Source organism: Clostridioides sp. ZZV14-6345, from assembly GCF_020657775.1.
Taxonomy (GTDB): Bacteria; Bacillota; Clostridia; order Peptostreptococcales; family Peptostreptococcaceae; genus Clostridioides; species Clostridioides difficile_D.
In genome coordinates, this window is sequence record NZ_JAGWCX010000044.1 from 20,738 (window position 1) to 37,033 (window position 16,296).

General features: G+C 27.4%; 15 protein-coding genes. 4 read left to right on the top strand and 11 right to left on the bottom strand.

The window, feature by feature from the left end; translation table 11 throughout:
• Positions 1 to 88: 88 nt before the first annotated feature.
• From ltrA to KGF39_RS12530, 4 genes are all read right to left on the bottom strand, one after another.
• Entirely contained in the window at positions 89 to 1,933 is a 1,845-nt protein-coding gene (ltrA, locus tag KGF39_RS12515; RefSeq protein ID WP_227822560.1) for a group II intron reverse transcriptase/maturase, read from the bottom strand.
• 304 nt (positions 1,934 to 2,237) lie between these two features.
• Positions 2,238 to 2,411: a hypothetical protein gene (locus KGF39_RS12520; protein WP_227822561.1), complete on the bottom strand. Its 174-nt coding sequence runs from the start codon at positions 2,409 to 2,411 to the stop codon at positions 2,238 to 2,240.
• Between the two features lie 831 nt (positions 2,412 to 3,242).
• Positions 3,243 to 3,722 carry a cobalamin-dependent protein gene (locus KGF39_RS12525; protein WP_227822562.1) on the bottom strand — a complete coding sequence of 160 codons (480 nt, stop codon included), beginning with the start codon at positions 3,720 to 3,722 and terminating at the stop codon, positions 3,243 to 3,245.
• 127 nt (positions 3,723 to 3,849) lie between these two features.
• Positions 3,850 to 5,001, bottom strand: coding sequence for a GNAT family N-acetyltransferase (locus KGF39_RS12530; protein WP_227822563.1), 1,152 nt, complete (start codon positions 4,999 to 5,001; stop codon positions 3,850 to 3,852).
• Between the two features lie 419 nt (positions 5,002 to 5,420).
• Here KGF39_RS12530 and KGF39_RS12535 point away from each other — a divergent pair, with 419 nt between their 5' ends.
• The gene (locus KGF39_RS12535) at positions 5,421 to 6,233 is read left to right on the top strand and encodes an Mrp/NBP35 family ATP-binding protein (RefSeq protein WP_227822564.1); all 813 of its coding nucleotides are present in this window, start codon (positions 5,421 to 5,423) and stop codon (positions 6,231 to 6,233) included.
• 88 nt (positions 6,234 to 6,321) lie between these two features.
• On the opposite strand, the gene KGF39_RS12540 is transcribed toward KGF39_RS12535, so the two are convergent.
• The 7 genes from KGF39_RS12540 to KGF39_RS12570 form a co-directional block, all read right to left on the bottom strand.
• The gene (locus tag KGF39_RS12540; protein WP_054273727.1) at positions 6,322 to 6,513 is read right to left on the bottom strand and encodes a hypothetical protein; all 192 of its coding nucleotides are present in this window, start codon (positions 6,511 to 6,513) and stop codon (positions 6,322 to 6,324) included.
• Between the two features lie 196 nt (positions 6,514 to 6,709).
• Positions 6,710 to 7,915, bottom strand: a complete 1,206-nt coding sequence (locus tag KGF39_RS12545) for a nitrogenase component 1 (RefSeq protein ID WP_227822565.1) — start codon at positions 7,913 to 7,915, stop codon at positions 6,710 to 6,712.
• A 1-nt stretch (position 7,916) separates the two neighbouring features.
• Positions 7,917 to 9,194, bottom strand: coding sequence for a nitrogenase component 1 (locus KGF39_RS12550; protein ID WP_227822566.1), 1,278 nt, complete (start codon positions 9,192 to 9,194; stop codon positions 7,917 to 7,919).
• Positions 9,195 to 9,292: 98 nt separating this feature from the next.
• Entirely contained in the window at positions 9,293 to 10,087 is a 795-nt protein-coding gene (locus KGF39_RS12555) for an ABC transporter ATP-binding protein (protein ID WP_227822567.1), read from the bottom strand.
• The gene (locus KGF39_RS12560; RefSeq protein WP_054273723.1) at positions 10,087 to 11,067 is read right to left on the bottom strand and encodes a FecCD family ABC transporter permease; all 981 of its coding nucleotides are present in this window, start codon (positions 11,065 to 11,067) and stop codon (positions 10,087 to 10,089) included. Before KGF39_RS12560 ends, KGF39_RS12555 begins: the two co-directional genes overlap by 1 nt.
• A 16-nt stretch (positions 11,068 to 11,083) precedes the next feature.
• A complete protein-coding gene (locus KGF39_RS12565) occupies positions 11,084 to 11,974 on the bottom strand; it encodes an ABC transporter substrate-binding protein (RefSeq protein ID WP_227822568.1) in 891 nt (296 codons plus the stop codon).
• A gap of 42 nt (positions 11,975 to 12,016) precedes the next feature.
• Positions 12,017 to 12,766 carry an AAA family ATPase gene (locus KGF39_RS12570; RefSeq protein ID WP_054273721.1) on the bottom strand — a complete coding sequence of 250 codons (750 nt, stop codon included), beginning with the start codon at positions 12,764 to 12,766 and terminating at the stop codon, positions 12,017 to 12,019.
• Between the two features lie 148 nt (positions 12,767 to 12,914).
• Between KGF39_RS12570 and KGF39_RS12575 the strand changes: the two genes are divergently transcribed.
• The 3 genes from KGF39_RS12575 (at position 12,915) to KGF39_RS12585 (ending at position 16,105) form a co-directional block, all read left to right on the top strand.
• Positions 12,915 to 13,655, top strand: a complete 741-nt coding sequence (locus KGF39_RS12575) for a helix-turn-helix domain-containing protein (protein WP_227822569.1) — start codon at positions 12,915 to 12,917, stop codon at positions 13,653 to 13,655.
• A 309-nt stretch (positions 13,656 to 13,964) separates the two neighbouring features.
• Positions 13,965 to 15,584 carry a Na/Pi cotransporter family protein gene (locus KGF39_RS12580; RefSeq protein ID WP_227822570.1) on the top strand — a complete coding sequence of 540 codons (1,620 nt, stop codon included), beginning with the start codon at positions 13,965 to 13,967 and terminating at the stop codon, positions 15,582 to 15,584.
• 326 nt (positions 15,585 to 15,910) lie between these two features.
• Positions 15,911 to 16,105, top strand: coding sequence for a peptide ABC transporter substrate-binding protein (locus KGF39_RS12585; RefSeq protein ID WP_227822571.1), 195 nt, complete (start codon positions 15,911 to 15,913; stop codon positions 16,103 to 16,105).
• The last annotated feature ends 191 nt before the right edge of the window (positions 16,106 to 16,296 follow it).

Here is a 16,296-nt window from a genome sequence, read left to right on the forward strand (position 1 = left end):
GAGTTTGATGCTATCTCCGTCTTTTCCCCTGCTCCACACCGTACGTGAAACTTTCATTTCATACGGCGTTCCATCAATTTTTCATCACTCAAATTAATTCATTTCCAATTATTTTACGATATTTATTCACTTTCTTAATCTCTTGATTCATTAAACCTGATTTTTCTAAATAAAATTGTATTGTTTCTGGTTTTATTGCATGTATAAGTTTATGTATATAAGGTGTTACAAGAATTAGGTTTTTATAATTATCATTACCACCTAGATTTAAAGGTACAACATGATGTACTTCCATATTTTCATCTAGTGGAAATCCACTTATTTGACACAATCCTAATTGTGATGAGTACCTTGATAATCGGTTATCATTATATTCAACACTTCTGTTAGATACAGGGTTGTGTGTTAAGTATGCCATTAAATTTCTATCTATGTAACCTAGTTTAGCATGTATAAAATTCCGTCCCTCTGCTGTGTAGTTCGTTATAGATTGCTTAAACATGTAAGGGGGAAAGGTTTTAATTCCTGTTAATGGATAGACTGCTTGTTTTAATACAAAGAGTTCTTTACCTTTGTAATCTCCATATTTATTTATATATTCATAAGACTTTATACCTGTTTTAGATTTAAGTTGATTCAAGCGATTTTTAAAACTTAAAGAAAGACTATATCTTATTCTATCAAAATCTCTATATACATCACTAGCTATTTTGTAGTAATTATGAGAACCAGCAATAATTTTATTCAACAAATATACATTTTTGTTAATTGGATATTGTTTTAGTATTATTAATTGATTCTTTATATTACTAATAACCTGTGATTTTGCTTTATCTGTCATACTTGTATAAACAACATATTTATTGTTTTTCTTAATAGCCCTTATGTTAAACCCTAGAAATTCCGAGTTTGAACGTCTAACATCTGTAATTTTAGACTTTTCAAGGCTGATTTCAAGTCCCAACCTTTCCTTCAACCATTGTTTTGTTGCTATAAAAGTTCTGTTTGCATGATTGAAATTTTTACATAAGATTTTGAAGTCATCAGCATATCGAACTATATACATTTCTTTTAGATTTGTATTTCTTAATGCTCTGTATTGATTACTTAACGTTGAATACTTATGTTGTTTTGATTCATATGTTTGCCATTGGTTACTAATCCACCAATCTAATTCATTAAGAACAATATTTGATAATAATGGAGATAATATCCCACCTTGAGGTACTCCTTTAGTTGGTATACCTATTCCTTCAACTTCTGCTTTTAGCATTGCACTGATAATGCTTATAACCTTTTTATCTCTTATTCCTATTGACCACATTTGTTTTAACAACTTACTGTGGTTGACATTATCAAAGAAACCTTTTATGTCTATATCTATTACATAATATAAATGGTCTAAATTTATATTTTTGTTAGTGTAAGCTATTGCATGTTCTGTGCTTCTATTAGGTCTAAAACCATAACTATGTGGATGAAACTTTGCTTCACATATTGGTTCTAGAACTTGCTTGATACATTGTTGAATGAGTCTATCTTCTATACAAGGGATACCTAAAGGTCTCATTTTCCCATTAGCTTTTGGAATTTCAACTCTACGGACTTTTTGAGGTCTGTAGTTATTAAGTCTAGCCTTAATGTATTTTAGATATTCTTCTGTAGGTTTATTATTCCAATGTTTTATATTATGTCTATTAGTCCCTGGTGTCATACTTCCTTTATTTCTTTTGATTGTCCTATATGCCAATAGTATATTTTCATCACTGCAAATAATATTGTATAGATTTTTGAATTTGCTTCCTGCCTTACTTTGCTTATACAAGTTATCGAATATGTGTTGCATATTGTAATACTCATTATATCTTAGTGTATCTTTCTTTAAAGGTTTTAAATCCTTATTAATTATAGCTTTCTTATCTGTATTATACATTGATTAGGTCGATTATCTCCTTTATATATATTTGTAAGGAATATAATCTTTCTTAGTCTTACATTGAACCCTAAAGTAAATTTGAATTAATTTGATATTTTTGAATAGTTGACTTGAGCCTATCCCTCCACCATTTATTATCATGGTTTCTTAGGTACTGTGGCTCTACTCTCATTGGTATGAATTTAGGTTATATTAGAATTGTTTTCATTTTAGATTTATTAGGATTTATGTGGGACTAATGAAATCCCACATAAATCTTTATTAGTATACTAACATGTTATTAATAATTATTTACATTATGCTATTTGTTTTTGCTATAAGTGTGCATCAGTTGTGTTACTAGTCCTAACCTACAATTTGATGCTGCTTTAGCACTTGTCCAATGTATAGGTTTACCTTTTTTATAGAATTGACATTCGAATTTATCAAATATCACTCCTTTTTCAGGATTGCCTATTAGTTCCCATCTACTCATTGTTAGTTCACTCCTTTCATTTTGGAATGAATACAGTACTGTACACATGTGTTAACTCTCTATTGTCTGTGGTCTATGCTGTCTAACCATCTCATGTTCTTATAATAGATTGAACCATAATATCTATAAAGGGTTGCTAATCCTTTATAATTTCGATAATACTCATTTATTATAGCATAGTGATTCTTAATATACAATATGTTTTTCCTAAAATTTTCCAAATTTCCCTAAAAATGTTTCATAGGTTGTCAAAAACCTCCACATTACCAACTTTCCACGTTCCGATAATTCTATCTTTACATATAAACTTAGGTCTATCCTATAGTACTGTCTTAACAATATTGCCTATAACAATATAAGGTATTTCATAACGGAAATTCTTACTTTACCTCTAAGACTACCCCTTTGGGGTCATTCACATTTCTATGAATTCTACGTTTAGTACTGTACATTCGGATATTCGTCAGTGCTTCTTACACACTATTCTAACCATATTTATTTTATAGATGCCCGACATATCTCATGCTTGACTTAATTAAAAGCCCCATTTCCTGTTTCTCTATATATTCTATAAGTAAGGTTCAGTCCAGTAGAACCTAGTCACACGACATAGCGAATCATATAGAGCCTTAGGACATAATCTCTGCCGTCTTCACCGAGCTTTTAACCCCTGTACTTTGACTTACAGACGCTAATCGGAGTATCAGCATTAGCCCTTCAAGACGTTACTCTATCATTTGACTAATCGAATTATCAGTTCATTAACGTAAACCTTTAATGAAGCATATTTCATCTCCAAATCCTCCTTTGATTCGTTAATGGTTAGTCTTTTCAACTAACAACATGTCGCACTTCCATCGTAGTTGTCATCATTGAAGATAAGCCTATTATATCTACATTGTTTTTTATAGCTTCTTCTATTATATCTTTACTTTTTCTATTTACACCTAAGTCAATAACTTTATATCCAGTAGCTTCTACCATTACTTTTACAATATTTTTTCCTATCTCATGAGTATCTCCTTCTACTACAGACATTAGAATTACTCCCTTTGATTTTTGCTTTACTTTTCCAGTTTTTTTCAAAAGATTAATACCTTTATTTAATGCATCTGTACATACTATAACTTCTGAAAGATAGTATTCTTTATTCTCAAATTTATCTAAAGCTCCTATCATACCTTTATTTAAACCATATTCATAAATATCTTCCACATCAATATTTTTATTTATAGCAATTTTCACTAAATTTTCTATATTATCTACACCCATATTTAATATACATTCTGCTATATTATCAAGTATATCCATATAATACTCATCCCTTCTAATTCCTTACAAAATTTCTTTTTTAATATACAATAATTTCTGTTATTTAATAAGAGCTAACTTTAGGTATTAATTCACATTTACTTAATACAGTCTAAAAGTACAACAATTATTGATAATTTAAATTCGCAGTCCATGGAAAATCTACAGGAAATGCCTTTGTAGCAAATTCATATATATTTTTTAAATGTTTAAATTCATTGTACTGTTCTTCATTTTTTTCAAAAAATAGTTTATTAAGCTTATCCAAACTTTCTATTACAAGTTCTTCTTCTTTGTATTTAATAATATATTTATTTTCAATTTGTTTAAATTCCATGTATTTTAATAATTCAGAATCTACATATTGATTAAAATAACTTCTTAAACTATCACATAATTTAATAAAGTTTATTATTTTCATCGTTCCTTGTTGGTAATCCAAAGATTTTACTCCATTAGATTTCAACTGATCTTTAAGATTTTTCACATGTACTTTATAATCTAAATATTCTAATCCAAATTTATTTGCAACATATTTCAATATATTTTCAACATTTACAGAATTTAATCCTATTTCAGCAACTTCTCCTACAATAGAGTCTTCTTTTTTTATTGTTCTTATTATCAAATATCCTATTATATTATTATTTTCCTTTATAAATACCTTCTTGTAAGCAATTGGTCCCCAAGCAATAGTTGCTGCATGCAATAATTTTTGGAACTCATCTCTTCTTCTTATAAATCTAGTACTATTTTGATTATATAATTCAATCATTTTATCTAAATCATCATCTTTTTCAAAATTAGTTTCATCAAATTCAACTATTTCATATGGTATTTTCACATCATCAGGTTTTATTGTATATTTATAGAAACTCTTTATCAAACTGCAATTTCTTCTACTATATAAACTTCTTGTTCCTGAAATGATTACAATATCTACACCATCATAAAACATTTTTTCTTCTACTTTATCCAGTATCTTAGATGAATAGCCCTTTTTTTCATAATCTGGATGAGTACATACCCCACCTATGGCCGCAACTTTTAGCCTATTTCCTTGAATAGATACATCTTGAATTAGATAATTTACATCAGAAACTACTTTATCATCTTCTGATATTATAATCATATTTTCTATATTATTTTTATTCAATAAAATAGGAAATTCCTCCATCATAGTTGGTTTATGATTTCTTGATATCCTAAATACATAGTTTATTAATTCTATTACTTTATCGAATTCTTCTAATTTTGCACTTCTTGGTCTTAATTCCATCTATGTTCCTCCAAATATTATTTAAAATACTTAAACTCTATTATCTATAATAAAACATTTATTACTACATTTCTAATTATATCTTTTTTCTTTACAATTTTTAATTCTTTTTTTAGCAAATTTCTATAAAATATAAATCTAATTCACAGTTACACTTATAAAATAACCAGTTATGTATAGTATATTGAAATATTTTCTATGTGTTTATATGATTAAGGTCCATAGGTCAATTGAAATAATCACTTTTTCAAGAAGGTTATAATTTTTTTATTACCTTCTTTTTTATTATAAACTATGAATAAATCAAAGAAATTTTTCTAAGTTATTTTTAAATAATGACTTTATAGTTCAATTGTACTAAAATAGTATATGTAAGTTACAAATAATCTAATAAATATTAAAGTTTGGAGGTAATAGATATGGCAGATTGTAATTCATGTCCATCAAAGGGAAATTGTAATAGTCAATCAAATTGTTCTATTGAAAACAACCCTAACAATAAATTTGGAAAAATAATTGGTGTTATGAGTGGGAAAGGTGGAGTTGGAAAATCAACTGTAACTGCTTTACTTGCTAATAAACTAAAAAAAATGGGATATAAGGTTGGTATATTAGATTCAGATATAACTGGACCAAGTATTCCTAGACTTATGGGTGTAAAAAATGTAAAAGCTTATTCTGATGGCTCTTATATTTACCCTGTAGAAAACTCAAATAACATAAAAGTAATGTCTATAAACCTTATGATAGATGATGAAAATGAACCTGTTGTTTGGAGAGGACCTTTACTTGGAGGAGTTGTAAAGCAATTTTATACTGATGTACTTTGGGAAGAATTAGACTATTTATTAATAGACATGCCTCCTGGTACTGGTGATGTTGCCCTAACAGTTATGCAGTCTATACCTATAAGTGGAATAGTTATGGTTTCAGTACCTCAAGATTTGGTATCTATGATTGTATCAAAAGCTGTTAATATGGCTAAAAAAATGAACATAAATGTTCTTGGAGTTATTGAAAATATGAGCTATATCCAATGTCCTGATTGTTCTAAAAAAATCAAGTTATTTGAAGGAGAGTCTACTGAAAAGTTTTTAAATGATTTGGACTTAGAGCTTTTAGGAGAGCTTCCTATGACTAAAGAAATTATAGATATTACTCATAATGGAGTTACAGAAATTAGTGATGATTTAGATTCAATATTGACTAATGTTGTTGAAAAAATTAAATAAATAAAAATTTTGTGATTTTATATTTATTAAAAAAAGAGGCTTGTATTTATTTTACAATAATACAAATAAATACAAACCCCTTTTATGCTTATCTATGTTTTAAATACACAAAATATTCTTCTATCATGTCTTCATTCTTTACTTTTACTAAGTATTCATTATAATGAGCATTGTATGGCTTAGTCATTTTACATTCTATTACATTTTCTATGTCTTCCAACTCTAAAAGTTCTACATCCTTTAAAAATTTTCTTTCTATGAGCTCCATTAATCTTTCCATAACATATCCCCACTTCCCCTATAATTAAGATAAACTGTATATCCTTTTAATATCAAAATTTATCTTTTTATCATATTATATCCAATATATTACAGTTTCTAACATAACTCATAAATTATTTTAACAAAATGCATTGATTTTTTAATAAATATTTTTTATATTATCTATGTATTTAGTAATATTTTTTATATAGTATTTATATATTTAGTATTTTTTCGATTACATAAAGAGTTCCTCTTAATCCTACAAAAGGAGTATATGGATATATATTTACACTTTTTAGGTTTGGATTACTTATTTGCATATCCAACTTTGAATTGTGTGTCATATCTATACTAGCACCATCTCCAAATAGTGCTAATAACTCATTTTCTTTTAAATATTTGCTTCTATCCAGCTCATCGTTCCCAATATACACAGATTTGCCATTACAATCTGCATTATGTAATATATTAACTCTATCAACTTCAAGACCTAGTTCCTCTAATAAGTCTCTAAAGCCTAATGCAGTATCATAATCTCCAAATACAGCACATTTTTTACTTCCTTCATAAAAGTAAAACTTTCTTTTTATATTAAATAGATACTTTTTTATATTAGATATTTCAGTCTCATAAGCATTTTTATCTAAATCCCATGTAGTTACTTTTTGTATTTCATTTATAAATTCTTCAGTATTTTTTATTCCATAAGGTTTCTTATATACATAAGGTATATTATACTTCTCTTTCATAAAAATAGCTGCTTTTATACCTTCTTTTCTAAGTACTATATTTAAGCTTGATTTAGATGCAGTTTCTATCTCATCTATTGATGTATACGATGTAAAGGTTACATTTACTTCTTTTTTAAAAAAAGCTTTCATCATTCTTTTAATTTCTTCGCAATCTGCTAAAAAATTAAACTGGTCTATAGTACACCCAACTATATTAAAACTATCAAATTTTTCACTACTTTCTTTGACTACTTCCTTTGCCAATATATAAAGGAACTCTTCTACACCTTGGTTGTAATCATCTCTCAACCCACCTGTTGTAATTGGAATTAGTCTACAATTTACAGATTCTCTTAAAATATTGCATATCCCAATTATATCTGTTCCTATAATTGAAGATACAGATGAAGCCATTACAAAAATATACTTTGGTTTAATATTATTATCTATTTCAATTATAGCCTTCTCCAATCTATCATAATTTCCAAAAGTAACATCACTTTCACTCATATGTGTTGAATAAATTTTAGCCTTATCTTCTCCATTTAAACTTCCAATTGCTTCTATAGCATAATGAGTTGTACCTGATGGTCCAAATTCTATAACACAGGCTTCACTTATTGATGATACTGTAAATATTATTCCCATTCTGTCAGAAGGATTTGGAAAATATTTATATATTTCCATATTAAATCACTTCCTTTCTTGTAGATTTCTCTGCATCAAATAATTTAATTAATGTTTTCATTATTCCTATTGGAAGTTCAAAACCTATTTTTTGTGCATGTTCATCTAATGTTATTTGCATAAGCCCTTTCTCTCTCAATAACATTGGATTTTCATGTCCTATATAAATATCTGCATTTATATTTTCATACAAACTTCTAAGTGGAGCTATATTTGCAATTCTACTTACATATGGATTATATCCTTTTTTTATTATATTATCTTTAAATAAACTATCTTGTTCATAAAGTTCTCTCACTTGGATAAATTCTGGAACCAGTCCTAATTCAGTTAAAAAATCAACTGTTTCAAATGCCATCATTGGTGTATTGCCATAAATCAATTTTTTACCCTCCAACAGATACCTACAATCACTCAATAATGAATTGTATCTCTGTCTTTGCTTTGATAATTCATCTTGTACATCTATGTCTAAAATTTTACAAAGTTTATTATAATTTTCTATTATAATTGACTCGTTCATGTTTTTATCAAAATATATGTATTCTATGCCAAACTTATTTTTCATATCTTCAGCTAAATCTAAAGCTATCATATCTGTCACTATATTTAATTTAGCACTAGATGCATTTTTAATGTTTTTTATAGTACATTTAGACGGGATTACACAATTTATTTTTATATCTTTTTTTATGAGCAATTTTACAAGCTCTGTATCCTCTACATTTTCTTGCCTATGACCTAATATATTAACTCCTTCTTTATTTTTATAACTTTCCATAACTGATGATAGACTCTTTAAAGCTCTAGTCATCCCAAGTATATGAGAATTACAAGTATAATGCTCTGTATTAACTGTCAAAACAGGTATTCCAAGCATATCTTCCAATTCACTAGATAAAGCATTATAATCTTCACCTATCAATTCTGGTACACATGTAGTTACTATCATTATTGCGTCAAATTCGTCAATTTCTGAAATATATTTTACAGCTTCTACTACTTTTTTTTCTGCACCAAAAACTATATCCTTATCTTTTAGTACCACTGAATAAACACTATCCTTACCAACTTGTCTATGATATGCAAAATTTTTACTATAATAAGTACATTCATTCGTTCCTACTATTACAAGAGCCATATTCCTTATATACGACGCAGTCAATACAACTCCAAACAATGGACAATGTGTTCCTGGGAATACAGCATATGATAAAGACTTTATATCTTTGTCACAATCTATATCTTTTAATCTATTTAATACATCTAAAGTATACATATGTTTTCCTTTCTAATCTTATTATCCATGTAAATTCAAACTTATAAATTTACATAGATGATAACTTTTGCTTTTTAATTATTTATAATATTACATTTTCATATACTACTAGTTCTTCTACATAGCATTATTGGATGAATCCTAGGCTTTTTACTAATTGGGTCTATATCTATATCACATTTCACTTTATAGACTTCTTTTATCATCTTTTCACTTATTACATTATTGGGATGTCCATCTGCTACTATAGAACCATTATTCATAATGATAAGCCTATCACTGTATTTACTAGCTTGATTTATATCATGTAAAACCATAATTACAGTCATTTTAAATTTTTTATTTATATCTCTTACAAGCTCCATAAGCTCTAATTGATGTGATATATCTAAATATGTTGTTGGTTCATCTAATAAAAGTATATCTGGTTTTTGGCAAAGAGCCATTGCTAACCATACTCTTTGCCTTTCACCTCCAGATAAATTACTCACCAACTTATCTTTATACGTTTCAAGACCCGTATTTCTCATTGCCCAATTCACTATCTCATCATCATCCTTATTTTTACCTTCAAAAAAACCTTTATGTGGTATTCTCCCATAATATATTAAGTCTTTTACCTTTATATCTTTTAAAGATACATTGTGTTGAGCTAATAATGCCACTTGTCTTGAAATCTCTTTATTACTCATAACTTTCATATTTTTTTTACCAATGTATATGTCACCTTGTTTGATTTTCAGAATTCTAGACAGTGATTTAAGAAGTGTAGACTTTCCTGAACCATTTGGCCCTAATATAGAGACTACTTCACTTTTTTTAATGCTTACACTCAGATTGTCTATGATAATCTTATCTTCATAACCTATCTTAATATTTTTTACATTGAACATTAATAACTTCCTCTCTTTCTTAATAAATATAAGAAGAATGGACCTCCTATTATGGACATAATAACACCCACTGGAATCTCTATTGAACCCCCTATTGTTCTAGCTAATGTATCTGCAATTAATAAAACTATGCTTCCTAGTATTATACTAAATGGAATTGTATATTTATGGTCACTACCAAGCAACATACGCGTTATATGGGGTACGATTAGACCTACAAAACTAATAACACCTACTATAGAAGTAGAAACTCCAGCTAAAAATATTGCCACTAATGATATTATAAATCTGCTTTTATTTACATTGAAACCTAGATTTGTAGCTGCATCATCCCCCAATTGTAGCACATTTGCACTTCTAATAAGGAAAATTGCTCCTATCAGACCTAATATGGAATACCATATCAGCATATTTACATCTAACCATGTCTTTGTTGCCAAACTCCCATTTAACCACAACATTGCACTTTGAATTCTTTCACTATACATAGTTGATAAATACGATATTACTCCACCTAATATAGTATTTACAGCTACTCCAGCTAATATAATTCTTTCTGGTCTCAGACCATTTTTATATGCCATTAGATATACTACTGCACAAGATATAAGACCTCCTATAAAAGCAACTATTGGTAGTATACTTGTGTATTGTGGAAATAGAAGCAATATTATAATAGCAGCTACACTTGCACCAGTTGATATCCCTGTTATCCCAGGGTCTGCTAATGGATTTTTCATAACAGCTTGTAATAATAGACCAGAAACAGCCAAATTTGCTCCAACCAAGGCTGCTAATATATTTCGAGGTAATCTCATCTTATATACAATCGTAGTAACCATTGGATTGTTTTCATTTATCAGTGCATCAAAGATTTCTCTAAGGCTTAAGTTTACACTGCCTATAGTAGAAAAAAGAATTAGTAAAACAATTACAGTTATCATACCTGTAATTATTAATAAAATTTTTTTGTTATCCATATTATCCACCTAAAATTTATTTATCTTCATACAAGATATCTCCCAATTTATTTATTGAATCTTTAACATGTATATTTGCAGATACATTAAATATACTTGAATCTAAATCTATAACTTTCCCATTTTTTACTGCATCTAATGTAACCCATACAGGGTTTTTATCAAAAGAAGCATCAAATGCTTTTTTAGTCTCTTCAATATTTCCATGTGCAAATCTAAGTATATAATCTGGATTTTCTTTTAAAATTTGTTCTAAACTAAATTGTATATAATCTGACTCTACATTATCTGTTAGGTTATCAGCTATATTTTCAGCACCTACTGTTTTTACTAAGTCTCCAAGATATGAACTTTTAGTAGCTAGCATAAAATTATTTCCTCCACCAAATAAGATTGCTACTTTTGGTTTTTTAACTTGTTTTTTCGATTTTTCTACTACAGATTTTTCTACTCCCTGTAACTCATCTATAAGTTTTTTTGCTTCACTCTGTTTATTTATTTTTTTACCTAAATTTTCTATACTTTTAAGGAATTTTGTATATGTACCAGTTTCAAAATAAAAAGTATCTAAGTTATATTCTTTCATGCTTTTTTCAACATTTTCTTTAAACATACTATCAACTATAAATACATCTGGTTTTAGAGATGCTACAATCTCTAAATCTGGATTCATTGCCTGTCCTACTTCTGGTAAACTTTTATATTTTTCAGGTAAATCAGATTTAGTTGTTGGTATTCCTACCAATGTAGCATCCAACCTATCTAATACTTGTGTTGCTGCCACTGTAGCTGAAACAACATTTACGTTATTATTTGTCTCCTTAACTTCACTATCTGATGGTTTTGAGCATCCTGTTAATATTAATGCGCTAAGTAAAAATACTGAGCATAATTTTTTTAATTTCATAAAATTTCCTCCATAATAAACTTAATTTTAAACATACATTTTTTAGCTATTTTGCATAATTTTATTTGCAAGCTCTATATATACCTCTGACATTTCATTGTCTTTATCTTCTTCTATAACAGTTCTTCCATTATTCTCAGATTGTTGTACAATTTTATTCCTTGGTATATAATGAAAAACCTCACTTTTTATTTCATCAGCCAATTTTCCAACTAGTTCAATTTCATTTTCAACGTTTTTAGCATTTAATATAAGACCTTTTAAAGAAGCATATCCTCTATTTTTAAACTGTTCTACAGCTAAAGATATATTACTTGCAGCATACATTGACATCATTTCTCCAGAAGTTACTATGTACACTTCATTTGCAAATCCATTTCTTATTGGCATTGAAAAACCTCCACAAACAACATCTCCCAGAACATCATAAATTACTACATCTGGGTTATATATTTCAAATGCTTTTAATTCTTCTAATTTTTCAAAAGCTGCTATTATACCCCTCCCTGCACATCCTACACCCGGAGTTGGTCCTCCAGCTTCTATACATAATACTCCTCCATAACCTTCAAACACTATATCTTCAAGTTTTAGTTCTTCTTTTTTTTCTTTCATTACATCAAGAACTGTTGGTATAAATTTACCTTTCATCAAATTTTTTGTGGAATCAGATTTTGGGTCACACCCTATCTGCATTACCTTATATCCTAAATGAGAAAGTGATGCTGATAAATTGGATGTTGTTGTTGATTTTCCAATTCCTCCTTTCCCATAAATAGCTATTTTTTTCATTGACTTTCTACCTCTCTTACATCATAATATTATTTAACGAAATTAATTATCATTCGCAATTACTATTTTAATTGATATATTTTTTTAATTCTTAACTATATTTGTTTTTTTATAAAAATATTTGTATAAATTTAAATGAGGTGATTTTTTGAAAGATTTTAAAGATGATATGGAACTCATCATCAATGATTTTTTTGACTGTTGTAATATTCCAACAAAAGCATTTAGTAAGGATTTAAAAGAGATTTGCAGTATTGGATATAACCCTACTTTAGAAATATATTTTTCAGGTTTAAATATATTTAACAATATAAATAGTACAGATTTTATATCTAATAAAAATCTATCCTATATAATATTAAGTTTTTGTGATGATATACATTTTTTAGTTATGCCTATACATAAGTTTGATGTTTCTAGCGGTTACTTCATTGTAGGACCTTTTAAATCATGCATCAATAGTGATGTAGAGTTTGCCAATATACCACTTAAACCCTTATCTTGTTTAGATTATATATCCAATCTTTTATCAGAAATATGTCATGATAAAATGAAACATAGACCAGCTCTTAGCTTTTATGTAAAGAAAACTATAGATTATATTCATAAAAACTATTCAGAAGATATAACAGTAAGTGATATATGCAATGACCTGCAACTTAATAAAAGTTATTTTTGTTCTCTATTTAAAAAAGAAAGTGGATACACTTTTACTAATTTTCTCAATAAAGTTAGAGTTGAAAAAAGCAAAAAATATCTATTAGAAAAAGACTTATCTATTTTAGATGTTGCCGTACTAGTTGGATTCAACAGTCAAAATTACTATAGCATGGTCTTTAAAAAATTCAACAACCTTACACCAATTGAATATAAGAATATTTATAACTAAAAAATATCATTCTAAAAAGGATTCTATTTTTTTACATAGTTTTTACAACTATAGTTAATTTTTTGTTAAATTAATTATACATAAAATACTAATAATCTAAGTTCAAGTATTTAAATTACTATATATCATAAATTTTCTTAAATTAACAACAACTTAAAGATTTAACATTCTCTTAACGTATACTTAACAAAACATTAATATTTTTATTGACAAAATTTGTTATTCTATATTATGGAAACAATAAATTTTAGTTAATAAAGTTTATAATTTAGATAAAAAATTTATTAATTTCTTAAGGGAGGAAAAATCGTGAATATAGTAATTAGCCTTATCGGTGGACTTGGACTTTTTCTTTATGGAATGAGTTTAATGGGAGAAGGTTTACAAAAATCAGCAGGAAACAAATTAAAAAAAATCATTGAACTCTTAACAAGTAATGTTGTTACGGGGGTACTGGTAGGTACAGTTGTTACAGGTATTATACAAAGTTCAAGCGCTACTACTGTTATGGTTGTAGGATTTGTAAATGCAGGTATAATGAATCTAAGTCAAGCTATCGGTGTAATAATGGGAGCAAATATAGGTACTACAGTTACTGCTCAATTAGTTTCATTTAATCTTGAAGGAATAGCACCAATTGCTCTAGGTGTAGGTATTATATTCTATTTATTTACATCAAATCAAAAAACAAAGCATTTATCTGAAATACTTATAGGTTTTGGTATCTTATTTACAGGGATGGAATTTATGAAAGATGCAGTAGCTCCACTTGCTGAATATAAAGCATTTACTGATGCACTTTTATATTTTAGTAAAAATCCTATCTTAGGTATATTAGCAGGATTTGCTATAACTGGTATTGTCCAAAGTTCAAGTGCATCTATGGGTATGTTAATAGCATTAGCTTCTCAAGGAATACTTCCTCTATCATCTGCTTTACCTATCCTTTATGGAGATAATATAGGTACTTGTGTTACTTCACTTTTATCAAGTGTTGGTGCAAGTAGAAATGCTAGACGTGCAGCTGTAATGCATTTAAGTTTTAATGTCATTGGTACGATAATATTTATGCTTGTTTTAAATAAACCTATATCAGCTATAGTTGCTCATTTTGACCCAACTGATACAGCTAGACAGATAGCAAACGCACATACTTTATTTAATCTTACAAATGTTATAATATTATTACCATTTTCTAAGTACATAGTTAAATTAGCAAATAAACTTATACCTATTAAAGAAACTGAGTCAGAAATAATAAATAATACTAAGTACTTAGATGAAAGAATGTTTAGTACTCCATCTATAGCACTTGGTAATACTGTACAAGAAGTTGTAAGAATGGGGCATAAAGCTACAAACTCTTTAGAACATTCAATTGCAGGATTTTTAAATAAGAACACTGAATATGTTAATAAAGCTTTTGAGTCAGAAAAAGTTGTCAATAAATTACAGAAAGATATATTAAACTACTTATTGAAACTTTCTAAAGAACCTCTTAGAGATGATGAACGTTTTAGAACAGATTTACTTTTTAATACTGTAAATGACATTGAAAGAGTTTCTGACCATGCAGAAAATATAGCTGAATTGGCCATGAGTGTTAAGGAAATGAATATTATTTTCTCTGATAGTGCAATAAGAGAAATATATGAAATATACAATAAAACTGTCACTAATTTCAAGGATGCTTTAATAGTTTTAGATGTTAAAGATTTTGAGTTAGCAAATAAAGTTTTAGAAGTAGAAAATGAAGTAAATTACTTAGAAAAAACTTTTAGAAATTCACATATGATTAGATTAAACAATGGGAGTTGTACAATTGATGCTGGTGTACTTTATCTTGACTTGCTTACTAATTTAGAAAGAATTTCTGACCACTCAACAAATATAGTAAAACAAGTATTAAAACTTAAACAAAAAATATAGTGATTACTTTTATATGTAATCTTAAGCAATAAAAAATAAGAAGCTATATATAATGCTTACATCATTTATAGCTTCTTATTTTTTATATAATACTCAAATTTTTATAGTATTCTCTTATTATTAAATAATTCCTGTCTAGAATATTCCAATATATATGATTTCTTTTATAAAAACATCAATAATAACCAATATTCACTTTATATATCTTCACTCTAAGTCTTCATTCAATAATGTAATAAATTTATTTTATATTTGGATACTATTATATCATCTAAATATGTTATTATATATTTGAATATTTTCATATTAATAGGAGGGATTCTACAATGATAAATTATATGGTAGAAATTATATATAGCGAAAAAATAAGCGAGATAGAAAATACATTGAAAATTGAAAATATACAATATGAATTTACTTGTCGTGATGGTTTTATATTTTTGGGTTTTTATAAGATGACAGATGCATACAGATTTGAAACTTTATGTTCAGATGAAAGAATTCAATTTAAAAGAATATAATAAATTTAAAAAGATACATATTTTGTAGGGAAATGGATTTAGCTAAATTATGTGTATATATGACAAATTTCAGTTTAATGATATGATAAGCATTAGAAATATTATAATCCTACGAGGAGGTCATCTTTAGTTAATAAAAATATAGATAAATATAGTTATTTATAGTAAAATATAGTCAAGAGGTGATTATA